Below are 24,359 nucleotides of genomic sequence, written 5' to 3'. Positions count from 1 at the left end.
TGGTCGCGACGCGCGGCCATCACAAATTGGCGCCTGCAAGCGGGCTCGCACCGTCCCGCCGATTCGACGCCGTCAAGATTTGACGGAATCAACCCGCAGTGCATTCTCGTCTTTCATGGGACGCTTCAAGAACAGCCGCCTGGCTCGCATGAGCAGCGGCCATTATTGCTTGATACGGGATCTCGGGCTGGTGAAGGGCGGCAAGGGATTGCGGCACCATGAGGTGGTCATCGACTTCTCGTGGCGCGGCCTACTGAAGCTTGCCTTGAGCGCCGGCACCGGCGTCCTGCGGCGGCGTGCGCCTGTGCGGATCGAGACGGCCGAATAGTGCCGGACCATGCCGCGCCACGACGCGGGTCAGCCTGTGACACAGACTCACGTTGGCGGCGGACGATCGCCGAGACGCCGCTGGGACGTTCGTGCTCTCTTGAACGGGTGCTCGAGTCGGGGGGCGGGGCGAGGTGATCGCAGCATTGTCGGGGCCCGCGTACGACAGCGCCGCGTGCTTCGACGTCGCTGATCAGTGTGACCCGGCTGCACCGGCGCCTTCGCGCGGTTTCGGCGCCGCTACCTCGGTGGTATCGGCTGCAGTCGAAATTCCCGCCGCGATCGCCATCAGCGTTGTCGCGACCAGCCTGTTTAGGATGTTCATGATCATCGTCTCCGATTGTCGATGTCGGATTGTTCGCAACACGGAATGATTTCGTTACATCGCCGGCCGCCTCCATTTGCTGCAGGCGGTTCACTTGCGCGTGAGGGGCAGGCGCCGTTGCTGGGCGATAATTCGGTGATGTAGAGTGCCTCGACCAAGCGGTTGGGACTGCGATCCATGCTCCGACCGAAACAAAGAAGAAGCAGGGAAGGAACGGGTCTCACATGAAGGATTTTGCCGGAAAGATTGCCGTCATCACGGGTGGCGGCACGGGCATGGGTCGCGAGCTCGCACGGCAGCTCGTTGCCGAGGGATGTAATGTCGCGATGTGCGACGTCTCGGCCGAGGCGATGGCCGAGACCAAGCGGCTCTGCGAGGTCGAGAAGCTGCCGCAGGGCCTGCGCATCACTTCGCACGTTGCCGACGTCTCGATCGAGGATCACTACAGGCGTTTCCGCGACGAGCTGATCGAGCAGCAGGCGACCGACAAGATCCATCTGCTGTTCAACAATGCCGGCATCGGCGGGGGCGGCAGCCTGTTCACTAACACGCGCGAGCAGTGGGAGCGCACCTTCAACATCTGCTGGGGCGGCGTCTATCTCGGCGTCCGCACCTTCCTGCCGCTGCTGGTGAAGGCCGACGAGGCGCACATCGTCAACACCTCGAGCGTCAACGGCTTCTGGGCCTCGGTCGGCTTGGGCGTATCGCATACCGCCTACAGCGCGGCGAAATTCGCCGTGAAAGGATTCACCGAGGCGATGATCAACGATCTCCGGCTCAACGCGCCACACGTGAAGTGCTCGGTCGTGATGCCCGGCCATATCGGCACCTCGATCGTGTCGAATTCGCGCAAGGTGCAGAATGGCTCCGACCAGCTCACTGCCGACGAGCTCAAGCAGGCCCGCCAGCGCTTGCAAGGGCAGGGCATCGACGTCGCCAAGATGTCGGATGCCGACATCCAGCAGCTCGCGCTCGACCGCGCCCGCATCTTCCACGACGAAGCGCCGACCTCGGCAGCCGCCGCGGCGAAGATCATCCTTGACGGGGTCAAGGCCGAGCGCTGGCGTATCCTGGTCGGCGACGACGCGCATCTGCTCGACGAGAATGTGCGCAAGACCCCTGAGCAGGCCTACACGCCGGAGTTCTATCAGGGCATCGTGGCGGCGACCGGCTGGAAGGTCGGCTGATCAGTGCTTCGGTTCTGACAGCATCGGAACCGAAGCCCGTCCTTACGCGCTGTGCTTCGCGCGAAAACGCTATCCGCGCATCGCGCGTTGGCGCGAGCCCGCCTGATAGGCGAGACGGTAATGCCCCGAGCAATAGGACATGCCGCCGAGCGGCGTGTTGCCACAAAAACAGAAATCATCGGCGCCCGGCGTGCTGATCGGCCAGCGGCAGCGCTGCTCGCTCAGCTCGAACAGCGAGCAGCTGTTGGCGCTGACGATCGGCGCGTCGTCGGCCGGCTGTTCGTAGCCCGCCTGCAGCAACTGCAGCTGCTGCTTCGCGGTCGCGCGTTGCGCGGCGTGCGCGGTGGATTTCTTTCGCCGCGCCCGGCGCTCGTCGGGCGTCGTGCGAGTGAGGTTGAGCCGGGACAGCTTGCCGATCACCGCATTGCGGCTGACGCCGATATTGACGGCGATGTCGCGGCAGGAGAGGCCGGCTTCAAAGTAGATTTTGAGTTGGTCGACGCGCTCCGGCGTCCAGGTCGGCTGAAGAGTCGGTTCGATGGTAATCATCTGACGGTTCCACGTTCTGTTGAACCGCCGCGCCGACGCGCGCGCCGTCAGGGCGTGCGACCGTTGTCGCGGATTGCAAGCAACCCGTCCTTGATGGCGAGCCGAATGCCTTCCTCGATCAATGTCCGTGCGACGCCCGGGACGCTCGTGCCGTGGGTGCCCTGTCTCACCAGCTTCTCGAGGTAACCAATGGTCGAGAGCGCCAGCGTGACCGGGACGCGGTCGGTTTCGGCCTTTTCCGTAGCCATGAAGAAACGCTTAACCCTGAACGCCTGTACTGAAAAGTATCTATTTAGAGTCTATTTAGGAATAAGGCAGTTCGTCAAGCCGTCGGCTGCAGAATGTGAACAAACGCGTCCTGTCGTGCGGAGGTCGGTTCCGACGCGATGTTGTCGTCAGATTATCTAGACAAATGAGAGCGTTAGGAGCGCAACTCGACCTTGACTGGGAACTTCTTGAGAAGCCGCTCAGCGGCTTCAGCCTTGCCCGCAGGTGCGCTCACGCTCAGGTACAGCCCGCGGGACGGATCAGTGACGGCGTCGACACTGACCTCGCCGGACAACCCCTCCAGCGCCAGCAGTTCGCGCGCGGCGTCGCCGGCGGCGATCTCGCGCAGCTTGGGCTTGAAGATCTTGCCGACTGGCGTGACCGGCATCTCGGGAATCACCGACACCACGCGCGGCCGTGCCGGCGGCTCCGGGATGTTGTCCTGCACGAAGGCCGCGAGCGCCTGCGGATCGATGTGGACGCCGGGCTGCGCCGAGACGAACAGCATCGGCACTTCGCCGGCATAGGTGTCGGGACGTCCGACTGCCGCGGCCAGCGCGACGCCCGGAAACTGCAACGCGGCATCCTCGATCGCGCGCGGGTCGATGTTGTGCCCGCCGCGGATGATGACGTCCTTGGCGCGGCCCAAAATGTAGACGAAGCCATCGGCATCGATCCGGCAGATGTCACCGGTGCGTAGCCAGCCGTCGCGGAACGCCTCTTCGGTCTGTTTTTTGTCGACGTAACCGGCGAATACCTGAGGGCCCCTGGTCAGGAGCTCGCCGACCGGCGAGGGCCAGGGTCCGGTGTGCAGCTTGCCGCCATCGAGGATCGCAAGCTCGACCAGCGGATTGCGGGTGCCGACGCTCTCGGCGCGCGGCTTCACGCCGTGCACATCGTGGGTGATGGCGCCGGCGAGCTCGGTCATGCCGTAGAGCTGCTGGATGCAGGGGCCGCCCCAGGTCGCGAGATAGCGACGCTCGATCTCCGGCGGGCAGATCGATGCGCCGGTGGCGGTGACCCGCAGACTGGAGACGTCGCTGTCCGCCACCGGGATATCGGCGAGGGCGCCGAGCGTCGTCGGCACGTTGCCGGCGATATTGATGCGGTATTTCTCGATGATCTCCCAGAAATGCGTAATCAGTGACGGATCGCGCGCCCCGGCGGGGCCGGGGATGAACATCGTCGTGCCGGCCGCCAGGCAATTGGCCGAGGTGCAGAACAGGCCGCCGACATGGAACAGCGGCAGCGTGATCATCGCGCGCTCGCCGCGATGGAAATCGAGCGCCATGCGCGAGGATACGGTGGAGGCGACCATGGCGCGGTTGGTGAGCCGCGCCACCTTGGGATGGCCGGTGGTGCCGCCGGTCGGCAGCATCACGGCGACACGGTCGGCCTCGCTCGTGTCCCTCGACTTGCCGTAGTCGTCGCGCCATGCCGGATCGGGTCGCAACACCTCACCGTCGAACGCGATGGTGCCGTCGAGCGGCACGATCACGATCCGCCGCAGCGACGGCACCTCGCGTTGCAGGCCCTCGACCCTCTCATAGAGCCCACCCGGCGTGCCCGGCGGCGGCGCAAGCAACAGCTTTGCGTTGATCGCATTGAGCTGGGCGACGATCGCCTCCCGCGTGAACAATAGGTTCAGCGGCTCGGCGACACCGCAGGCGGCTGCGCCGAAGATTGCGACCACGGTCGCGGGGCACGCCGGCAGCAGGACAGCGACGGCATCGTCATTGCCGATGCCGTGGCTACGGAAATAGGTCTCGGCGGCCTTGACGCAACCCATCAGGTGATCGTTCGAGATCACGACCGGATTGGGATCGAGCGGCGAGCGCAGATAGATCGCGGCTTCAGCGTCCGGCGCGGCCTGCGGGCCGCGGGCAATCAGATCGAGGATGCGCGGGCAGGCGGCGAGCGTCTCCTGCATTTCCTTGTCGCGCGCAGCCTCGTCGGCGGGCGAAAGCCTGTCCTTCAACATATCCGTCCCCGTCCATTTTTGTTCGTTGGGACGGGGATTGTATCGAGCCGTACTTGCGGAACACAAGTGCGGCTTATCGACCGCCGGTCAGCCGTGAACGACCGATTTGGCGATCATGCAGTGGATGCCCTTCGAGCCGTTGACCGTCTGCGTCACGCGCAGGTCTGCGGCCAGGCTGCAAAGTGTGTAGGCGTCCTCGCGGGAGAGATTGCGCTTCTCGCCGAGCAGCACGATCATGTCGCGAAGGGCCCGCACCACGCACTGGTCGAGATCGGGATCCATCGCCATGGTCATGTAGTGGTCGGCGGTCTCGGCGCGCGGGTAAGCGAGCCTGATATCCTTGCGCAACGTCAGGCGGAAGCGGCCCGTTAGCGCGGTCTCGATCGCGGTGACGCAGACCTCGCCGTCGCCCTGCACCCCATGACCGTCGCCGCAGGAGAACAGCGCGCCGGGCACGAACACCGGCAGATACAACTTGGCGCCAGCCCCGAGCTCCTTGTTGTCGAGATTGCCCCCCATCGCGCGCGGGATCAGTGAGGAGATGCGACCCCAGGCCGGCGGTGGCGAGACGCCCATCACGCCGAAGAACGGCTTCAGCGGCAGGTCGAGTCCCCAGGGCATGCGGCCGACCATGCGTTCGCGATCGAGCGGGATGTTGAGGATCCGCGTCTCGTGGAAATCGTCGGGCAGGGTGCCGGACAGCGGCTTGATCAGGTTGTAACCCCAGTCCTGGCGAAGCTGGACGTCGAGAATGTCGACCTCCAGCACGTCGCCGGGTTCGGCGCCACCGACGGCGATCGGGCCCGTCAGGATGTGCCCGGGCACCATCCGTTCATTCTTCGCGTGAATGTCGTCGAGCTCGGGCGGGACATAAAACTTACTCCGATCGGGCATCACATCGGCGCCGCCACTGACGGTCTCGATCGTGATCTCGTCGCCGCTCGCGATCGTGAGGACCGGCGTCAGCTTTGCTTCAAAGAAGCCCCAATGGCAGGTTTCGGGACTGGACTTCAGATGATGGTGGGTCATGTGACGGCTTTTGATTGCGCTTCGGGCGGCGTATGACGCTGTAGCAGAACTTCGCAGGGGCTTCCCTTGTTTTTTGTGCTCTCCAAGACGCTCGGCATCATGCTGATGCCGATCAATTTTCTAATCGGTATCGGGCTGATCGGCGCCGTCCTCTTGCTGACGCGGTTTGCTCGCCTCGGCCGCAGGTTGATGGTGGCCGCGCTGCTGCTGCTCGCGATCTGCGGCTTCTCGCCGCTCGGCAATGTCCTGATCTCCGCGTTGGAGCAGCGCTTCCCACCATGGGACGCCTCGCGCGGCGCGCCCGACGGCGTCATCGTGCTCGGCGGCTCGATCGATGCCGATCTGTCGGTTGCGCATGGCACGCCTGTGGTGCGCAGTGCTGCCGATCGCGTCATCGCGGCGGCGGCGCTCGCGCGCAAATATCCGAACGCCCGCCTCGTGTTCACCGGCGGCAGCGCAAACCTGATCTCGAATGATGCGCGCGAGGCCGACTATGCCGCCGAGATGTTCGAGGCCCTCGGCATTCCCGGATCGCGATTGATCATCGAGCGCCGCTCGCGCAATACGGTGGAGAACGCCGAATTCTCCAAGGCGCTGGTCGATCCCAGGCCGGGCGAGCGCTGGCTGCTTGTCACCTCCGCCTATCACATGCCGCGCTCGGTCGGGCTGTTCCGCAAGGCGGGATTCAACGTCGAGGCCTATCCGGTCGATTGGCGCGTCGGCAATGTCATGAGCTTCGCCACACTTGCGATCGAGGGCCTGTCGCGCACCGATCTCGGCACACGGGAGTGGATCGGGCTGGTGGCCTATCATCTGGCCGGCAAAACCGATGATTTGCTGCCGGGACCGGCCGCGCGGTAGACGCAAGGCACTTGTCGCTTCCGCCGGCCAACCCGGTTAACATCGGCGTAACAGGCGACGCGACGCCGATCACGGGAGTTTACGCCATGCAACAGCAGACACCGCCGGAACAGTTCGACCTCGCCGCAATCGTGGCCGACCTGAACAATCTGCTGCGACTGAAGACCACGGTCATCGGCATCAAGATGTTCGCGCGCGTCGAGGAGATGGAGGCGATCCCGAAGATCCGCCGCCCGTCGGCGGTTCACACCACGGACCAGATTGTCAGCATGGCGTCGCGGCTCGGCTGGACCGTCGGCATCACCGGCGACGATCTGGTCGGCGCGCAATGCCGCGCGGTGATCGGACTCGCACCACAGGATGAGAAGTGGCTCGCCGGCGAGAATTATGTCGGTGTCTGGCACGGCACCGCCGAAGACGCGCGCAAGCGCCAGGAGGCGCTCGACGTGGTGCCTTACGGCCAGTATCAGGCGATGGCGGTGAGCCCGCTGACCAGCGGCCGGCTCAATCCGCCCGACATCTGCCTCGTCTACGCAACGCCGGGACAGATGATCATCCTGATCAACGGGCTTCAGTATACCGGATACAAGAAATTCGAGTGGGGCGTGGTCGGCGAGACCGCATGTGCGGATTCGTGGGGGCGGGCGCTGAAGACCGGCGAGCCGAGCCTGTCGCTGCCGTGCTTCGCCGAGCGGCGCTATGGCGGCGTGCCCGACGAGGAGATGCTGATGGCGCTGCCGCCGGCCTATCTGGTGAAGGCGATCGCTGGCATGAAGCAACTCGCCAAGAACGGCCTGCGCTATCCGATCGCGCCCTATGGCATCCAGGCCGACGTACGTGCCGGCATGGGCGTATCCTACAGCAAGAAATAGCCGATTGCGTCGCCGCGCCCGCGATGACAAAAGGGCGCCCAATTCGCTGCGCACGGAGCCTGATCCATGTCCTCGTCGAAACTCGACATCGTCGTCTATGGCGCGACCGGCTTCACCGGCCAGCTCGTCGCCGAATATCTTGCGGCGCATTATCGCGACGACAGCCTCAAATGGGCAATGGCCGGGCGCAGCAAGGAGAAGCTGGCCGCGGTTCGTGATGCGATCGGCGCGCCCGCCGACACGCCGCTGATCGTTGCCGATGCCAGCGACGCGGCTTCGCTGAAGGCGATGCTGGCCCAGACAAGATCGGTGATTTCGACGGTCGGCCCGTATCAGCTCTACGGCAATGAGCTGATCGCGGCCTGCGTGGAAAGCGGCAGCGACTATTTCGATCTCTGCGGCGAGCCGGTCTGGATGCGGCAGATGATCGACAGGCACGAGGCGGCGGCAAAGGCCAGCGGCGCGCGCATCGTGTTCTCCTGCGGCTTCGACTCGGTGCCGTTCGAGCTCGGCGCCTTCTTTGTCCAGGAGGAAGCCAAGCGGGTGTTCGGCGCGCCGGCGCCGCGCGTCAAGGGCCGTGTGCGCGACATGCGCGGCACGCTGTCCGGCGGCACCGCGGCGAGCGCCAAGGCCACCTTCGATGCGGTCGCCAAGGACCTCAGCCTGGTCGCGATCCTCAACAATCCGTTCGCACTGACGCCGGGCTTCGAGGGCCCCAAGCAGCCGCGCGGCAGCAAGCCGGCTTACGAGGACGATCTGCACTCCTGGACCGCGCCGTTCATGATGGCGCTGATCAACACGCGCAACGTCCACCGCTCCAACATGCTGATGGGCTTTCCCTACGGCAAGGAGTTCATCTACGACGAGATGGTCTTGACCGGTCCGGGCGAGAAGGGCGAAGCGAACGCCAAGCGCGTGATGGCGCTGAATGCGGAGAAGACCGGTCCGGGCGCGCCGAAGCCGGGCGAGGGGCCGTCAAAGGAAGAGCGCGAGAACGGTCGCTACGATCTGCTCTATATCGCGGTCGCGCCCGACGGGCGCATGGTCCGCGCCGGCATCAAGGGCGATCGCGATCCCGGCTATGGCTCGACCTCGAAGATGATCTCGGAATGCGCGATCTGCCTGTTGCGCGATACGCCCGACGTCGCCGCCGGCTTCTGGACGCCGGGAGCTGCGATGCAGCACAGGCTGATCAAGCGCCTGGTCGATCACGCGGGGCTGACATTTGAGATCGAAAAGTAGGCCTCTTCACCTCGCCCCGCTTGCGGGGAGAGGTCCGATCGCATCACCAGATGCGATCCGGGTGAGGGGGTACAGGTCTGTCCAAGCACATTGCTGGTGGAGAGAGCCTCTCACCCCAACCCTCTCCCCGTGAAGGACGGGGAGAGGGAGAGGATAGAGCGTCACGCCGCCCGCGGATTATAGGCGTACATGAAGTCCATGCCCTTGGACGACACCGGCAGCAGCAGCTTCAGCATGTGATCGCGAAGCCAGGCGCCGGTCGGGCTGAACTCGCGCTTGCTGTTGCCATTGCGGCGGGCGATCGCCACGATCTTCTCGGCGCGTGGCCGGCGCTCGTGCTCGAAGGCCTGGAACGTCAGGCCGAGTTCCTGGCCGTCGCGCATCAGGATGCCGAGCCGCAACGCGTCCTCCAGTGCGAGCGACGCACCCTGGCCGGCATGCGGGCTGGTGGCATGCGCGGCGTCGCCGATCAGCAACGTGCGCTTGCGCGACCAGATCGGCAGCGTCGCGACGTCGAGCGCGGCGGTCACCACGATGTTTTCGGCGGCCTCGATGATCGCAGGGATCGGCGCGTGCCAGCCGGCGTGGAAGTCGCGCAGGTGCTGCCTGATTGCGTCCTGGCTTTGCAGCCGGTAGGCCGCGGCGGTCATGCCATGCGACGGCTGGGTGCTCCACCACATTGCACCGGTGTTCGGATCGGGGCTGCACAGGCCGTAGCCGAAGAAGCCGCTTTGCCCGAACGTGGTCTCCACCTTCTGACCAATCGGCAGGCCCTCGAACATGGCGCGCGGCACGAATCCGCCGAAGCCGATCAGCCCGGTGTCGAATGGCGCCGGGCCATCCGGGATCACGTGCCGCCGCACCGCCGAATGCACGCCGTCGGCGCCGATCACGAAATCGCCCTCGGCGGTGGTGCCGTCGGCGAAATAGGCGATGACCGGCTGGTCGCCGCGATCCTCGATCTTGACCAGCCGTTTCTCGAAGAACACCGAGACGTTGGAGGCCCAGGCCTTGTCGATCAGCGTCTCGTTCAGGGTCGCGCGGCACATATTGACAGCGGGCTGGCCGAAGCGCTGCTGCATGTTCTGGTTGAGCGAGCCGAGCTTTTTGCCGTCCTGCGAATAGAAGTCGAAGGACTCCGCGATCGAGCCGTTGCGGATCAGTTCGTCGGCAAGGCCGAGCTCCGCCAGCACATGCATGCCGTTGGGCGCGATCTGCAGTCCGCCGCCGATCCCGGTGGAGTAGGGCCATGCTTCATAGAGCTCGGCCTCGATGCCGGCGCGGATCAGGAACATCGCGGCCACCGGCCCTGCGATGCCGGCGCCGATGATCAGAGCTTTACGGGGACGTGAGGTCATGGCTTGCTCCAGCATCCGTGTGCGGTAGGAAAGGTTAGTTGCTAATTATCTTAGTATATAAGATATAAAGCGAATAAGATACAGGAGCAGCTTTGTCAAGTGCGAAGTCGCGCGCAGCGCTGATGCAGGAACTCGAGGAGGCGATGCGCCGGTCATCCGCGCAGGGCGTGATGTACGGCCAAGCCGTTGCAAACATAGCCGGAATCTCCAATTCCGACATGGAATGCATGGACATCCTCCACCTCGAGGGGCGCGTGACCGCCGGGCGTCTAGCCGAAGTCACCGGGCTGACCACCGGCGCGATCACCGGCGTGGTCGATCGCCTGGAGAAGGCCGGTTACGTGCGCCGCGAGCGGGACGAGAGCGACCGGCGCAAGGTCTTCATCTCGGTGGTGGAGGAAAAGGCGGCGGAGATCGGCAAGTTCTACGTGCCGATGCAGGAGGCGATGCTCAAGCTCTGGAGCAGCTACACCGACGACGAGTTGCGGCTGCTGCTGCGCTTCGCCAATGACGGCTACCAGGGGGTGCTGGAAGCGACCGGGGCACTGAGGGCGGTGATCGACATGCCGCCCGAGCAGCGCGCCAAACTCAAGATGCCGCCGAAGTCTCGTCGGTGAGTTGCGCTGCGGACGTGCCGCGGGTGCGCTCGGCCGCAGCGTACATGCCCCACATCGTGCCCAGCATCATCCAGAAGTGCCGCCAATGGTCGGTATCGATGATGAAGCTTTCGCCGACGATACCGAGGAACGCCGAGAAGATCGCCACATAGGTGCGCTGCCACGGCACCCGCGTGTAGACGTAGCGGAAGCCGATGATCGCGCTGACGAACACCAGCGCCGGATAGCAGATGCCCGAGATCCAGCCGCCGGACATGAAGGCGTTGAGGAAGGAGTTGTGCGTATCCTCGGGGAAGTAGGTATGGAACTGCAGCGGCCCGATGCCGAATGGCAACTCGAGCGCCATCTGGGCGCCGAGGATGTGGCGGCCGAACCGGCCGAAGCGGCCTTCGTCATAGCTCTGGTCGAAGCTCGCGCGCTGCTTGAACATGTCGGCGACCGAGCCGATCGAGAGCAGCACCGCAATCAGCGCAACGGCCAGGATTGCGGCGATCAGGGTCATCACGATGATGCGCGAGCGCTGCGCCTGCGAGCGGCTGGTGAACACCATCAGCGCCAGCATGAATGCCGCGGTGACCAGCAGGCCGCCCCAGGCGGCGCGGGAGAACGACAGCAGGATCGCAAGCGAGATGATGCCGAAGGCGATCGCGTTGCGGAACGCCTTGCCGAAGCGGTCGGAGACGACGCTTTGCAACGTAAACAGCGCCGGCAGGATCAGGAAGGCGCCCAGCACGTTCGGGTCCTTGAAGGTGCCGCGGGCACGATCATACAGAGTCAGGAGATCATAGCCGCCGGGCACCAGATGGAAGTAGCCGGCGATGCCCGCGAGCGAGGCGATCATCGCGCCGACAATCAGGCCGCGCCGCAGCATGTCGAGGCGCGCGTCGGTATCCTCAGACATCACCATCGCGAAGAAGACGACGGTGACGGCCATGTACCAGGAGGTGAGGACCCAGTTCACCACCTCCGGCTTGTCGATGAACGGCACCGCGCCGATGCTGTAGCCGACATTGAGCACGACCAGCGCGAACAACAGCGGCATGAACACCAGCTGCATGCGCAGGCCGGTGGCAAAGAACAGCACGCAGGCGGTCAGCGTGACCAGCTCATACGGGCTCGGCTCGATGAACACGATGGCGATCGACGCCCCGGCCAGCCACACCAGCGCCCGCTGCAGCGCCAGCACGCCTGATGGCACTGATGTCAGCGAATGGGACGTCCCGGCTGTCGCCGCATAGGCCATCGGATACTCACGCAACTCGATACAAAACACACAGTAGATGCTTCGTCCTTGCGAGGAGCCAACGGGTCCGGCCTTTGGCCGGCCCGATCATAAACTCCGCGACGAAGCAGTCCACCTATCCCCGAGCGGCGACATGGATTGCGTCGCTGCGCTCGCTATGACGGCAGTTGGTCTCAATTCTTAGTACGCGTTCTCGCTCTTGGTGAGCAGCGAGAACGGGGTCTTGAGCAGGATGTAGAGGTCGAACAGCACCGACCAGTTCTCGATGTAATAGAGGTCGTGCTCGACGCGCTTTTGAATCTTCTCGTCGGTGTCGACCTCGCCGCGCCAGCCGTTGATCTGTGCCCAGCCGGTGATACCGGGCTTGACCCGGTGGCGGGCGAAGTAGCCGTCGACGGCCTCGTCGAACAGGCGGTTTTCCAATTTGCTCTGCACGGCGTGCGGACGCGGGCCGACCAACGAGAGATTGCCCCTCAGCACGACGTTGAACAGTTGCGGCAATTCGTCGAGCGAGGTCTTGCGGATGAAGCGGCCGACGCGGGTGACGCGCGGATCGTTCTTGGTCACCACCTTGGAGGCGGTGGGATCGGCCTGGTGGTGGTAGAGCGAGCGGAACTTGTAGACGTCGATCCGCTCATTGTTGAAGCCGAAGCGCTTCTGGCGGAACAGCACCGGGCCGGGGCTGTCGAACTTCACTGCGAGCGCCACCAGTCCCAACACCGGTAGCGCCGCAAGCAAGGCCAGGCCGCCGACCACGCGGTCGAACAGCCATTTCAGCACCAGATCCCAGTCGGTAATCGGCGCCTCGAACACATCCAGCGTCGGCACCTTGCCGACATAGGAGTAGGAGCGGGGGCGGAAACGCAGCTTGTTGGTATGCGCCGACAGGCGGATGTCGACCGGCAGCACCCACAGCTTCTTCAGCATTTCCAGGATGCGGGTCTCCGCCGAGATCGGCAGCGCGAACAGCACGAGGTCGACGCGGGTGCGGCGGGCGAACTCGACGATGTCGTCGACCTTGCCGAGCTTAGGAGAGCCAGCACAGGTATCCATGGCGCGGCCATCGTTGCGGTCGTCGAACACGCCGAGCACGTGGATGTCGGAATCATCCTCGGCGTTCAGCGCCTCGATCAGTTGCTCACCGTTCTGGTCGGCGCCGACAATGACGGTGCGGCGGTCGAGCCGGCCGTCATGCGCCCAGGCGCGCACCATCGAGCGCAGCGCCAGCCGTTCGGCGATCAGCACCGCAAGGCCGACGCAGAAGAACGACGACAGCCAGACCCGCGACACCTCGCCGCCGAGCTTGGCCAGGAAGGAGACGCCGATGAACAGCAGGAAGACAAAGGCCCACGACGAGATCATCCGCGTCATCTGGCGGAGCTGGCCGCGGAAGATCTGCACCTGGTAGATGTCCGCGGCCTGGAAGCAGACCACGGCCGCGGCCGACATGCCGAGGATCGATGCGATGTATCCCCAATGGATGCCGCCGGCGAGCGGCCTGACATAAGCGAGATAGAGCCCGACGCCGACCAGGCTGAGCAGCACGAAATCGGCGAGGCGAACCACGCCGGCGATCACCACCGGCGAATAGGCGCCTCGAACTTTTTGATTGGTGACGGCAAGCGCGGCCGTCGACAGGCGGCGGCGGCGTTCGACCTGCGGCTGAGCGGCCGTCGCAGACGCAGCGGCATCCAGCATCGAGCGTGCGTTAAACGGTTCCACGAGTCCACGTCCATTCCTGCGCTGCAGATGGGCATCTGCGCACAGCACCGAAATTCCCCCGGACGTGACTTAAGGGGACAAATCGGAAGAAACGGTTACGTGTGCAAGAAGTGGTTAACGTTTGGCAAATGCGTCGCGATAGCCGGCCAGCACACCCTCGACCATTGCGCTTTGCGAGAAGTGCTCGGAGATCCGCTCGCGCAATTTCTGGGCGCGCGCTGCCGTGGCTGTGGGATTGTCCAGCGCGGCGTTGATGGCGTCGGCCATCGCCGCGGCATTGCTGGGCGCGAACAGGGCGTCGGTGTGGGTATCGAAGATCTCCGGGATGCCGCCAACATTGGCGGCGATCATCGGAACACCGGCGGCGGCCGCCTCGATCACGACGTAAGGCATCGAATCGCCCCGTGAGGGAACCACCAGCAGGCTGCCTTTGGAAAAGCCGTAACGCGCCTTGACGTGGCCGACGAAGCGCACGGCATCGCCGAGCGACAGCCGCTTGACCTGCTCCTTGAGACGCTCGAATTCTTCGCCGTCGCCGCCGAGCGTCAGCGTCACCGGCTTGCCGCCGGCGCGCAGCTTGGCGACCGCGTCGATCAGGAGGTCGGCGCCCTTGATGCGCCGGAACTCGCCGACATAGACCACGTCGGTGGCGTCGCCGGCCTTGGGGACCGGTTCGAATTCCTCAGCCGTGACGCCGTTGAACACGCAGCGCACGAGGCCTGCAGGCTTGCCGATGGTTCGCTGATAGGTGTCACGGGCAAACGCGCTCTCGAACAGGAACAGGTCGGTGCTGTTCATCAGCGTGCGTTCGAGCTGGCTGTAGAAGCGGCCCTTCCAGGTATCGAGCGGGTAATGCAGCGAGCCGCCATGCGGCGTGTAGACCCGGATGATCTTGTTCGACCGCCGCCGGAGCCGGACGTAGGCGCCGGCCTTGGCGCCATGGCCGTGTACGACATCGGGTTTCAGTTTCCAGATCAGGTTGGCAATGTGGGCCCAGACCATGAAGTCGGCGAAGCGCGGCTCGCGGCGTATAGCTACCCGGCGGACACCGAGCTTCAGGCGCGGTTCGATCTCGGCGAGCGCCGCATCGGCACGCGCGCCGCCGGTCAGGCTGTCGGCGACGATGCCGACATGGTGGCCGCGTTCGATCTGGCCGTTGGCGACATCGAGGATGTGACGAATGATGCCGCCGACCGGGGCACGGACGACATGCAGGATGCGCAGCGGCTGTTGCTGATTTTGTTCCTGCGCCATCGATCAGAACCAGCGTTCGCCGACGAAAACGGTGTCACCGGGGCCGATTGGCGTGCCGGCGGGGATGACGAAACGATCCGTGCCCGATGCGTCGGTGTGGGTAAGGGTGACTTGGTCGCGCTTGGCGCGTGGCGAGAAGCCGCTGGCGATCGCCACTGCGCTTTCGACGGTCGTGTTGGGCACATAGGTCAGGCCTTCCTGGCCATCGACCACGACGTGAAGCTTGTCACCGGGGCCGAGATTGTAGGCCCCGCGCGAGGGCGCAGGCTCGGCATAGGCCACGGGTGTAGCGAAGGACGGCTGCCCATACGCCATTGAATCGAGGGCCGGGTCACCGGTAACCGGCGAAGTCGGTCCCATGCCGCCCGACAGCGCGAGCGCAGCAATCAGACAAACGAGGGGAGTGCGCAGATCGCGCATGTGAGGAATCCCGCGACAATATCGCCCCCGATTAACGGTGCTCATGGTTAACAAAGAATGACGGAGCGGGTGGTGGCAGCCATGTCCGTCAACCCCACCGATTAACCCAGCAGCAACCTTAATGGACTGTAATCGCCCGCATTGAAGGGGAGTCGCGGCGTCCGCGGGAGTTCGTCATGCGTTTTGCATTCTGGCCTAGAGGCAAGGAAAAGGCTGTCGTGCGACGGGCGCTGCCGAAGTCCGCGCCCGTTGCCGACGAAGCTGTCGTGAAGCCGGCTTCGCCGAAACCCGCTCCCGACAAGCCGGCCGGTCCAGCCGAGGCGGTCGATCTCGATCTGCAGGTGCTCGGCCGCGTGCTGGCGCGCAAGCGCAGCTGGATCATCGTGCCGACCGTGCTGATGTTTGCGTTGTCGCTTGCCGCCGTCAACGTCGTGACGCCACGTTACAAGTCCGAAGCGCGCATCCTGATCGACAATCGCGAGAACGCCTTCCTGCGCCCGAACGGCGAACGCGACCTCGAGCGCACCTCGCTCGATGCCGAGGCCGTGACGAGCCAGGTGCAGCTGCTGCTGTCGCGCGATCTCGCGCGCGACATCATCAGGAAGAACAAGCTCGCCGAGCGTCCGGAGTTCGATCCGGTGCTGCGGGGCTTTTCGCCGCTGAAGTCGCTGCTGGCGCTGTTCGGCATCGGCCGTGACCCGTTCAGCCTGACGCCGGAAGAGCGCGTGCTCGATTCCTATTACGAGCGCTTCCAGGCCTATGCGGTCGACAAGTCGCGCGTCATGGTGATCGAATTCCAGTCGGAGGATCCCGACCTTGCAGCGCGCGTCGCCAATTCGATTGCGGACGGCTATCTCGTGCTGCAGCAGGCCGCGCGGCAGGACCAGGCCAAATCCGCCAGCACCTGGCTGCTGGGCGAGATCGACAAGCTGCGCACCAAGGTCGCTGAGGCGGATTCGCGTGTCGAGGAATTCCGCTCCAAGTCGAGCCTGTTCGTCGGCACCAACAACATCCCGCTGTCGAACCAGCAGATGGGCGAGCTGAACACCCAGCTCAACAATGCCCGCGCACTGAAGGCGGATGCCGAGACCAAGGCGCGGCTGATCCGCGAGATGCTTCAGGGCGGCAAGCCGATCGAGGCCTCGGAAGTGCTCAATTCCGAGCTGATCCGCCGGCTCGCCGAACAGCGCGGCACGCTGCGCGCACAGCTCGCCGAGCAGTCCTCGACGCTGCTCGACAACCATCCGCGCATCAAGGAATTGAAGGCGCAGATCGCCGACCTCGACCGCCAACTGCGCGAGGAGGCCGGCAAGATTTCGCGCTCGCTGGACAACGACGCCCGCGTCGCCGATGGCCGCGTCCAGGCGCTGCAAGTCGGCCTGGATCAATCGAAGAAGCAGGCGTCGTCGAGCAACAGCCAGGACGTGCAGCTGCGCGGATTCGAGCGTGAAGCCAAGGCACAACGCGATCTGCTGGAAGCCTATCTCGCCAAATATCGCGAGGCGACCGCACGCGAGAACATCGAGGCCGCGCCGACCGACGGCCGCATCATCTCGCGCGCCACGGTCTCGAACACACCGGCCTATCCGAAGAAGCTGCCGATCGTGCTGATCGCGACACTGGCGACGCTGTTGCTGTCGTCCGGCATCATCATCACCGGCGAGCTGCTGCGCATCTCCGCGCCCGGTGCGGTTGGCCGTGCCTTGGCGCCGGCGGCCGCCGTGATCAGGCGCCGCGAACCGGTCATGGAGGCTGCGGCCGCAGACGAGCCGGCGGTGAAGTTGCCGCCTGAACCCGCGCTCGCATCGGCCGTCGCACCCAGCCTGCCGCCGGAGCCTGAATTGCCGCCGGAGCCTGCGGTTGCATACGAGCCCGTCATCAGCGAGCCGCAGCCTGCGCCCGCCCAGGCGGTCGATGAGATCGACGAGGTTGCCGAGCGCCTCGTCGCAGCAGGTCCCGCCGCCCACAAGGTCACGGTCCTCGGCCCGGCTGCCGGTGAGAGTGTTACATCGACCGCGCTGACGCTGGCTCGTCTGATGGCGCGCCAGGCCAAGGTCGTGGTGGTCGATCTCGTTGCGTCTTCGCCGGTGCTGACGGCGGCGACCGTCGATCCCGCAGCGCCCGGCCTAGCCGAGCTGATTCAGGGCGAGGCGACGTTCGCGCAGATCATTACCAAGGATCGGCAGTCGCGCGTTCAGATCGTCAGCGCCGGGCGCCCCGGCTTCGATCGCTCGCATCTGCAATCGCCGCGGCTGGCGCTCGCGATCGACGCGCTGCTCAGGGTCTACGACCATGTCCTGCTCGACGCCGGATCGGCCGTCGACCTGCCGGCCGAACTGCTGACCGCGAAGGCGCAGGCCGTCGTGGTACCCGACGCTGCCATGGCGCAGGATGCCCGCCGCTCGATGGTTGATCAGCTCAGGGCGGTCGGCTTCTCCGAAGTGACGATGCTGAGCAAGCCCTGCGCGCCGTCGGAAACGGTCGTGACGGGCCCGCGGGTCGTGGCGGCCTGACCTGAAATTCAGTGCGCCAGCATAGGCTCGCGTGCGGCCCGCTCCAGGACAGGATCGATCCGCAGCCTGATCGTGACAAGGGCGCCGATCAATCCGACGACCGCGAGCAACAGCAGGCCCGCGGTGAATCCGCCGGTCAGGTCCCTCAGGTAGCCCATGGCGAACGGGCCGGCGAAGCCTGACAGATTGCCGAGCGAGTTGATCGCGGCAATGCCTGCCGCGGCCGAGGCGCCGGTCAGGATGCTGGCCGGCATCGGCCAGAACATCGGCGGCACCGCCGAGACGCCGATCTGCGCAAGGCAGAGCAGGGCCATGATCAGCACGGGATTCGACGCCAGCCCGGCCACGCCGATGCCGACGGCGGCAAGCGTCAGCGCGCCTGCAACATGGTATCGCCGTTCGCCAGTCTTGTCGGAATGGCGACCGAGAAGCACCATGCCGACCGCGCCGAACACGAAGGGCAGGGCGGCGATCAGGCCGGTCTGGGTGTCGGTGACGCCAAATGCCTTGATGATGGTGGGCAGGAAGAACGCGACGCCGTAGCTTGCCGCATTGAGGCAGAAATACACGAAGGCGCAGGCAAGAACCCGCGAGTCGGTAAGCGACTGCAGGACCGAAATATGCTCCACGGCCTCGGTTTGCTGCCGCTCACGTTCGAGCGTGGTCTGGATCCACTTGATCTCGTCGGGCTGCAGCCAGCTCGCCTGGCGTGGGAAGTCGGTCAGGAAGGCGAGCACGCCGAAGCCGACTAGAATCGATGGCAACGCTTCGCAGATGAACAGCCACTGCCAGCCGTGCAGGTTGAACCCCGACAGGTTGAGCAGCAAGCCCGAGATCGGCGACCCGATGATGCTCGAGATCGGAATCGCGAGCATGAAGAGACTGATGACGCGTGCGCGATACACCGACGGGAACCAGAGCGTCAGATAGAAGATGATGCCGGGGAAGAAACCGGCCTCGCAGGCACCGAGCAACAGGCGGAGGAAGTAGAAGATCCATTCGCTCGACAGGCCGCTCGCCGCGGACATCTGCGGGATGAACGCGAAGGCCGCCGAGACGATGCCCCAGCTGATCATGATGCGGGCGATCCAGCGCCGCGCGCCAAATCGTTCGAGAAGGATGTTGGAGGGCACTTCGAAGAAGAAGTAGCCGACGAAGAACAGACCCGCACCGAGCCCGTAGGCGGCTTCGCTCAGGCCGAGCGCCGTGTTCATGTGTAGCTTGGCAAAGCCGACATTGACGCGATCGAGATAGGCCACGAAGTAACACAGGATGAGGAACGGAATCAGCCGCCGCATCATCTTTCCGATCGCGCGCTTCTCGACATCGTCGCTCATTGTTCCCATCCCTTCCGGTTTTTCGATTCAGCATACGGTGGCCGCGCTGTCCGGGGTGGCATTGTACACCCGCAGCGGTCCGTCGCCTCGCCCTTGCGAGTCTTCCTTGCAATCCTTGCATTCATTGTTGTGTAATCGACGGCCGCGTGACTAATGGCATTTGGGAATGGAGCCACGGCGAAACTGTCATGATGCACCGCGGTATGAACGCGGGAACTCTGGAGCGTTTTCCAGCGAGCTGGATGCCGGTTCGCGTCAAGAAAACGCGTCAAAATAGAATCTGGAGCCTTGTCCGTTCCGATTGATCGGAACGGAAAGGCTCTAGCCGGGCAGGATGGTGGCGGGCCGTGATCAATAATCTGAAATTGCGCCAGCTGCGCCTGCTGGTCGCGCTCGACAGCGAGCGCAAGCTGCAACTGGCTGCCGAGCGCCTCAACATCACCCAGTCTGCAGCATCGAAGATGCTCGCCGAAATCGAGGCCGTGGCGCGGGTTCCATTGTTCGAGCGAACGGCGCGCGGCGTCGAGCCGACGGCCTACGGCTCGATTCTGATCCGTGGCGGCAGAAGCGTGCTTGCCGACCTTGACCGTGTCACCGATGAGTTCGCCGGTTACAGGTCCGGCGAGCTTGGTACGGTGTCGGTTGGAACTGTCGCGAAGCCTAGCATCGACCTTGTCGTCGATGTCATGCAGTATCTCGGCGAGAAGCTGCACCGCGTGAACATTTCGCTCGATGTCAGCACCAGCCCGCCGCTGGTTGCGCGTCTTCTCGCGCTCGAGTTGGATTTCGTCGTTGCGCGAATTCCTGCCGGCGTCGATCCCGGGCAATTCGACTATCACGAAATCGGTGCCGAGCAAGCCGGTTTGCTGGTTCGCGCCGAGCATCCGCTGGCCGCTCTCGACAGCGTCGATCTGGAAGATACGGTCGACCTGCAATGGATCTCCCAGCCGCGGGAATCCTTCATGCGCCAGGCGCTCGAGCGGTTGTTCTATAGCCGGGGTATTGCGCCGCCCCAGCGCATGATCAACACGGAGTCGTTCTCCGCGTCGGTCGGGATTGCGGCAGGGATCGATGCGATCGTGCCGGTGCCGCTGCTGATCTTCGACCTGCTCGATCCGCAGCGCTTCAAGATGCTTCGCATCCGCGATCAGCTGATGCTCGAGAGTTACGGCCTGATCAAGCTGCGCAAGCGCGCGCTGTCGCCGGCCGCCATGCTGGTGTTCGATGCGATGATGCGGCTCGGCGTCGCGAGCGGCCGGCCGGATAGCCAGTCTACGTAACGTCGCCGGCGGTCATTCTCAGCGGAACATGCTGCGCAGGTTCTGGGCAATCTCGAACAGCGCGGGATTGTGCTTCACGGCGCGCTTGGCGCGATTGATGGCCGACAGCGCACTTGCAGCGGGCTTGCCGCGCAGGCTGAGCGGAATGAAGCTGTCGACGATCGCCTCGTCGTCCCTGCAGAACAGCCGCTTGTATTCGTCCGAGCCGATGCCGAGATCGAAGGCACGGTAGTTCAGGCCGGCATGGCGATCGATGATGTCGCGCATCAGGATCAAGCCGGGGCTGTATTTGGAATTGGCCGACATCGTGTAGGTGTTGAACATCATCGAGAAGCGATGACCGTCGGACACGCCGGCGAAGATCGCGATCACTTCCTCGTCGCATTCCAGCGCGTGGATGTCGATCGCATAGCCCTTGCCGTCGGCGCGCGGCGCAAGGCAGGCGCTGCGAATGAACTGCTCGACACCCGGCTCGGCGAACACGTTCGGCAGCTTCTGCTCGGCCATGCGCTGCGGCTTGACGCGGAAGAACCAGTCGAGCAGGCGGCAGACGTCGGCGCTCTCGCTCGCGACGTGATAACGATAGCCGGGCAGCGGCTGCAGCTTGCGCTCCTTGCCCTTGAGACGGCGGCGGAACGAGTTGCTGATCAGCGCCGCGGGTGCCGCGCCGGGCTCGATCACCAGCAGCGGACAGTCGTTGACCGAAGGCTGGTGTGGCAGCAACGCCAGCGGGTTCGGCAGGTCCTGCCAGCGCACCGGCTGCTGACAGAGCACGAGCGCATCGACGCGGGAGCGTTCGGCGATCGAGCTGATAAGGGCCGTGATGTCGGCCTCAGTTGCGTTGGCGGTGAAATCCTTGTCGCACAGCGCCATGTTGAAGGTCGCATGCTTGCCGCCCATGAAGCTCGCGCAGGTCGCGCCGAGGCGCTGCTCGACGGCGAGTGGCAGCAGCAGCAGTGACCGGCGTTCGCTGTCGTGTGCGACGACGATGAAGGGCCGCAGCCCCTCGCGCTCGCCGACCTGGCGCTGCCAGCTGGCGAGGAAATCGAAGCGCTGATAGGGCGTGTAGCTGTGTTGCGATGTCTCGAAACTTCGCCAGGTCGCCTCGGCCGCAGTGAGGTCATGGAAGACGTCGACGCCGGCGACGCGGATTGCGTTCGGCCACGTTCGCGTCCCCGCCGTCTGGCCTTCAATTGCCGCCGCCATGGTCATCTCGGAACCCAAATTTTTTAAGGTATTAATTTACAGTTCTCGGCTTGGGCCGACCTTCGCAGGGAAATGTCAACAAAGAGTAATAACAATACCCAGGCGGTGTGTGGGAACCGCCGGACGGGGGCGGGGGATCTTGGCGCCAGATCGTGGGATTTTGCGGCGGGCCCGGATGGAGCTCGCGTATTTCAGCGGCGCCTTCAGGCTGCGGGAGCGCGAGGCCGGGGGCGCCGGGGCGATCCTGCGCTTTGCGCGCGTTCGCCCCGCACATCGGGCGCGGTTTCAGCCGCTGAAGTCGCAGGAGATCACGCCGGCATTCCTCGATCGGACGATCCGCGCGCTGAAGCGCTGGCAGTACGACGTGGTCGGGATCGACGAGGCCTGCCGCCGCGCGGTGACCTTGCCGGAGCGCCGGCGCTTTGCCTGCCTGACCTTCGACGGCGCCGGCAAGGACATCGTCACCCATGCCTATCCGGTGCTCGCCAGGCACGGCGTCCCCTTCACGCTCTATTTGCCGACGGCCTTTCCCGATGGCGTTGGCGTGGCGTGGTGGCTGGCGCTCGAGGACATCATCGCCCGCGAGAGCCGCGTCAGCCTGATGATCGACGACAGGGAGCGGCACTTCGCGGTCTCAAGCCTGTCGGACAAATACGAGCTGTTCGACTTCCTGTCCGGCTGGCTGCGCAAGCTGCCGCCGTCGGACTTGCTGTATGCGGTGAACGATCTCGGCCGGCGCTACTCGGTCGACGCGGCGCAATTGTCGCGCAGCGCCTCGCTCGACTGGACGGATCTGGCGAAGCTCGCCGGCGATCCGAACGTAACATTCGGCAGCGCCACCGTGAACTACCCGGCACTGTCGAGCCTCAGGGATTCCGACGCACAGCGCGAGACGACGATGGGAAAGGCGGTGGCCGAAAGTGCGCTTCGGCGGCCGATCAAGCATTTCGCATATCCGTTCGGGGACCGCGACGCGTTCGCCCGTCAGCATGTGGTGCTGGCGGAGGAGGCCGGCTTCGCCAGCGCGGTGTCGACCATATCAGGTGTCGTCGAGGCGCAGGGGCGCACTAACCTCTACGCATTGCCGCGCATCGCCTGGGACGGCCGCGTGCGCTCGCTGCGGATGATGCGGGTGCTGCTGTCGGGCGTGATGTTCGCGCCGGTGCGGCCAACGCGCCATGCGCCCGACCAAAGCGGCCTTTAGGTTATTATTTGAGCACGGTCTTTTCGGAAAGACGCTTCGCACTTTTCCGGATCATGCTTCAAGCGCGGTATCATGCTTCAAGCGCGGTCGGGCCGCGACATCCAGGAGACGATCGGCATCGCCGGCAGCACCCAGCCGAGGCCCGCGACGACGTAGAAGATCGCCTGCAGCAGCCCCGAATTGGCCAGCCACGGCGTCTGGGCGATGGTCATGCCAAGCAGCGACCACACCACGACCAGGATGAGGAGGGCGATGGTTCCGAGCAGTTTGCGGGTGCGTATGGCCATAGCGGAGATGTGCAACTCGTGATCCAGAGCGTTTTCGAGCGAAGCGGGTACCGGTTCGCGTCAAGAAAACGCGTTAAAACTCAAATCCGGAGCTTCGTCCCGACTCTGTCGGAACGAGGCCACGGGCGGCGCTTGCGCCACCGGCGCGGCGGACTATAAGGGGCCCGAAAATCCAATCAAGTCAGGGCGAAATGGCCGGTATTTCCGCAAAGACATCGCAACTTCGCGCCGTCAGGGTATGGCTGATCGCGGTCACCGCCCTGATCGCGCTGATGGTGCTGGTCGGCGGCGCCACGCGGCTCACCGAGTCCGGCCTGTCGATCGTCGAATGGAAGCCGGTGACCGGCGCGCTGCCGCCGCTGACCGAGGCGCAGTGGACGCAGGCCTTCGAGGGCTACAGGACCATCCCGCAATATCGCGAGCTCAACGCCGGGATGACGCTCGCGGAGTTCAAAACGATCTTCTGGTGGGAGTGGAGCCACCGGCTGCTCGGCCGGATGATCGGCGCCGCCTATCTGCTGCCGTTCCTGTATTTCCTGTGGCGCGGCGCGGTGAGCGGTGAACTCGGCCGGCGATTGTGGGTGATCTTCGGCCTCGGCGCGCTGCAGGGCGGCGTCGGCTGGTGGATGGTTGCATCAGGACTCACGCAGCGCATCGAGGTGTCGCAGTATCGGCTGGCGACGCATCTGGTGCTGGCGCTGCTGATCTTCGCGGCGATCGTCTGGACGCTGCGGCGGTTGACGGACCGTCCGTCCGTGATCGCGCCGCTCAGGCTGAAGATCACCAGCGCGGTGCTGCTCGTGATGACTTTCGTGCAGCTCTATTTCGGCGCACTGGTCGCGGGGCTGCGCGCGGGCAGGGTCTACAATACCTGGCCCGAGATCGACGGCGGCTTGATTCCGTCGGCTGACCGGCTGTGGTTCGAGACGCCATGGTGGCGCAATCTGTTCGACAACACTCTGACGGTGCAGTTCGAGCATCGCATGACCGCCTATCTGCTGTTCGCGCTGGCGATCGCGCATGCGATCGATGCCGTACGCTCGCGCGCCGGCGGCGCCGTCATCGCCGGCGCATGGTGGCTGGTTGCGGCGATCACGCTGCAGGCGACGCTCGGCATCCTGACGCTACTGCATCAGGTGCCGATCGACCTGGCGCTGACGCACCAGGCGGTCGCGATCGTCGTGCTGACGCTCGCGGTGCTGCAGGTCGAGCGCTTCGCTACGCGCCGTCACGAGCGGGACCAGCCGACCCTCATTCCGGTCGGACAGCCCGGTTGAT

23 protein-coding genes are annotated in these 24,359 nt (G+C 64.8%); 10 read left to right on the top strand and 13 right to left on the bottom strand.

The window, feature by feature from the left end; translation table 11 throughout:
- The first annotated feature begins 148 nt into the window (after window positions 1-148).
- Window positions 149-328: a hypothetical protein gene (locus tag ABIB78_RS17895; RefSeq protein ID WP_429027401.1), complete on the top strand. Its 180-nt coding sequence runs from the start codon at window positions 149-151 to the stop codon at window positions 326-328.
- A 192-nt stretch (window positions 329-520) separates the two neighbouring features.
- On the opposite strand, the gene ABIB78_RS17890 is transcribed toward ABIB78_RS17895, so the two are convergent.
- Complete coding sequence (locus ABIB78_RS17890; RefSeq protein WP_429026881.1) at window positions 521-652, bottom strand: hypothetical protein; 132 nt, start codon at window positions 650-652, stop codon at window positions 521-523.
- Between the two features lie 224 nt (window positions 653-876).
- Between ABIB78_RS17890 and ABIB78_RS17885 the strand changes: the two genes are divergently transcribed.
- Window positions 877-1,839: an SDR family oxidoreductase gene (locus tag ABIB78_RS17885; RefSeq protein WP_429026879.1), complete on the top strand. Its 963-nt coding sequence runs from the start codon at window positions 877-879 to the stop codon at window positions 1,837-1,839.
- A 69-nt stretch (window positions 1,840-1,908) separates the two neighbouring features.
- Here the strand turns inward: ABIB78_RS17885 and ABIB78_RS17880 are convergent, their stop codons facing one another.
- The 4 genes from ABIB78_RS17880 to ABIB78_RS17865 all read right to left on the bottom strand — a co-directional run bounded on the left by ABIB78_RS17880 (window position 1,909) and on the right by ABIB78_RS17865 (window position 5,665).
- On the bottom strand, window positions 1,909-2,388 hold the full coding sequence (locus tag ABIB78_RS17880) for a GcrA family cell cycle regulator (protein ID WP_429026877.1): 480 nt from the start codon (window positions 2,386-2,388) through the stop codon (window positions 1,909-1,911).
- 47 nt (window positions 2,389-2,435) lie between these two features.
- Window positions 2,436-2,636 carry a hypothetical protein gene (locus ABIB78_RS17875; protein ID WP_016844973.1) on the bottom strand — a complete coding sequence of 67 codons (201 nt, stop codon included), beginning with the start codon at window positions 2,634-2,636 and terminating at the stop codon, window positions 2,436-2,438.
- 173 nt (window positions 2,637-2,809) lie between these two features.
- Complete coding sequence (locus ABIB78_RS17870) at window positions 2,810-4,636, bottom strand: AMP-binding protein (protein ID WP_429026875.1); 1,827 nt, start codon at window positions 4,634-4,636, stop codon at window positions 2,810-2,812.
- A gap of 87 nt (window positions 4,637-4,723) precedes the next feature.
- Window positions 4,724-5,665 (bottom strand): acetamidase/formamidase family protein, encoded by a 942-nt coding sequence (locus tag ABIB78_RS17865; protein WP_429026873.1) that lies wholly within the window; start codon window positions 5,663-5,665, stop codon window positions 4,724-4,726.
- Between the two features lie 66 nt (window positions 5,666-5,731).
- Between ABIB78_RS17865 and ABIB78_RS17860 the strand changes: the two genes are divergently transcribed.
- The 3 genes from ABIB78_RS17860 to ABIB78_RS17850 all read left to right on the top strand — a co-directional run bounded on the left by ABIB78_RS17860 (window position 5,732) and on the right by ABIB78_RS17850 (window position 8,640).
- A complete protein-coding gene (locus ABIB78_RS17860; protein WP_429026872.1) occupies window positions 5,732-6,526 on the top strand; it encodes a YdcF family protein in 795 nt (264 codons plus the stop codon).
- 86 nt (window positions 6,527-6,612) lie between these two features.
- A complete protein-coding gene (locus ABIB78_RS17855) occupies window positions 6,613-7,398 on the top strand; it encodes a DUF169 domain-containing protein (protein WP_429026870.1) in 786 nt (261 codons plus the stop codon).
- A 66-nt stretch (window positions 7,399-7,464) separates the two neighbouring features.
- Window positions 7,465-8,640, top strand: a complete 1,176-nt coding sequence (locus ABIB78_RS17850; protein ID WP_429026867.1) for a saccharopine dehydrogenase family protein — start codon at window positions 7,465-7,467, stop codon at window positions 8,638-8,640.
- A gap of 161 nt (window positions 8,641-8,801) precedes the next feature.
- Here ABIB78_RS17850 and ABIB78_RS17845 read toward each other — a convergent pair whose 3' ends face one another.
- On the bottom strand, window positions 8,802-9,998 hold the full coding sequence (locus ABIB78_RS17845; RefSeq protein WP_429026865.1) for an FAD-dependent oxidoreductase: 1,197 nt from the start codon (window positions 9,996-9,998) through the stop codon (window positions 8,802-8,804).
- Window positions 9,999-10,120: 122 nt separating this feature from the next.
- Between ABIB78_RS17845 and ABIB78_RS17840 the strand changes: the two genes are divergently transcribed.
- Complete coding sequence (locus ABIB78_RS17840; protein WP_429026863.1) at window positions 10,121-10,615, top strand: MarR family transcriptional regulator; 495 nt, start codon at window positions 10,121-10,123, stop codon at window positions 10,613-10,615.
- Here the strand turns inward: ABIB78_RS17840 and ABIB78_RS17835 are convergent.
- The 4 genes from ABIB78_RS17835 to ABIB78_RS17820 all read right to left on the bottom strand — a co-directional run bounded on the left by ABIB78_RS17835 (window position 10,587) and on the right by ABIB78_RS17820 (window position 15,254).
- Entirely contained in the window at window positions 10,587-11,858 is a 1,272-nt protein-coding gene (locus ABIB78_RS17835) for an O-antigen ligase family protein (RefSeq protein ID WP_429026861.1), read from the bottom strand. The two genes, ABIB78_RS17840 and ABIB78_RS17835, sit on opposite strands and share 29 nt — an antisense overlap.
- Before the next feature lie 180 nt (window positions 11,859-12,038).
- A complete protein-coding gene (locus ABIB78_RS17830) occupies window positions 12,039-13,580 on the bottom strand; it encodes an undecaprenyl-phosphate glucose phosphotransferase (RefSeq protein WP_429026859.1) in 1,542 nt (513 codons plus the stop codon).
- A gap of 114 nt (window positions 13,581-13,694) precedes the next feature.
- Window positions 13,695-14,834, bottom strand: a complete 1,140-nt coding sequence (locus tag ABIB78_RS17825) for a glycosyltransferase family 4 protein (RefSeq protein ID WP_429026856.1) — start codon at window positions 14,832-14,834, stop codon at window positions 13,695-13,697.
- Between the two features lie 3 nt (window positions 14,835-14,837).
- Window positions 14,838-15,254, bottom strand: coding sequence for a hypothetical protein (locus ABIB78_RS17820; protein ID WP_429026855.1), 417 nt, complete (start codon window positions 15,252-15,254; stop codon window positions 14,838-14,840).
- Window positions 15,255-15,430: 176 nt separating this feature from the next.
- On the opposite strand from ABIB78_RS17820, the gene ABIB78_RS17815 reads away from it, so the two are divergent.
- The gene (locus ABIB78_RS17815; protein ID WP_429026853.1) at window positions 15,431-17,767 is read left to right on the top strand and encodes a GumC family protein; all 2,337 of its coding nucleotides are present in this window, start codon (window positions 15,431-15,433) and stop codon (window positions 17,765-17,767) included.
- An 8-nt stretch (window positions 17,768-17,775) separates the two neighbouring features.
- Here ABIB78_RS17815 and ABIB78_RS17810 read toward each other — a convergent pair whose 3' ends face one another.
- Entirely contained in the window at window positions 17,776-19,113 is a 1,338-nt protein-coding gene (locus ABIB78_RS17810) for an MFS transporter (protein WP_429026851.1), read from the bottom strand.
- Window positions 19,114-19,451: 338 nt separating this feature from the next.
- On the opposite strand from ABIB78_RS17810, the gene ABIB78_RS17805 reads away from it, so the two are divergent.
- A complete protein-coding gene (locus tag ABIB78_RS17805) occupies window positions 19,452-20,384 on the top strand; it encodes a LysR family transcriptional regulator (RefSeq protein ID WP_429026849.1) in 933 nt (310 codons plus the stop codon).
- Window positions 20,385-20,402: 18 nt separating this feature from the next.
- Here the strand turns inward: ABIB78_RS17805 and ABIB78_RS17800 are convergent, their stop codons facing one another.
- Entirely contained in the window at window positions 20,403-21,596 is a 1,194-nt protein-coding gene (locus ABIB78_RS17800) for a GNAT family N-acetyltransferase (protein ID WP_429026846.1), read from the bottom strand.
- 169 nt (window positions 21,597-21,765) lie between these two features.
- On the opposite strand from ABIB78_RS17800, the gene ABIB78_RS17795 reads away from it, so the two are divergent.
- A complete protein-coding gene (locus ABIB78_RS17795) occupies window positions 21,766-22,794 on the top strand; it encodes a polysaccharide deacetylase family protein (RefSeq protein ID WP_429026844.1) in 1,029 nt (342 codons plus the stop codon).
- Between the two features lie 77 nt (window positions 22,795-22,871).
- Here the strand turns inward: ABIB78_RS17795 and ABIB78_RS17790 are convergent, their stop codons facing one another.
- Window positions 22,872-23,081: a DUF2842 domain-containing protein gene (locus ABIB78_RS17790; RefSeq protein WP_029082837.1), complete on the bottom strand. Its 210-nt coding sequence runs from the start codon at window positions 23,079-23,081 to the stop codon at window positions 22,872-22,874.
- Window positions 23,082-23,272: 191 nt separating this feature from the next.
- Here ABIB78_RS17790 and ABIB78_RS17785 point away from each other — a divergent pair, with 191 nt between their 5' ends.
- On the top strand, window positions 23,273-24,358 hold the full coding sequence (locus ABIB78_RS17785) for a COX15/CtaA family protein (RefSeq protein ID WP_429026841.1): 1,086 nt from the start codon (window positions 23,273-23,275) through the stop codon (window positions 24,356-24,358).
- The last annotated feature ends 1 nt before the right edge of the window (window position 24,359 follow it).

This window comes from Bradyrhizobium sp. I1.14.4, from assembly GCF_050435825.1.
GTDB lineage: Bacteria > Pseudomonadota > Alphaproteobacteria > Rhizobiales > Xanthobacteraceae > Bradyrhizobium.
This window is presented reverse-complemented; position numbering and strand designations above follow the sequence as displayed.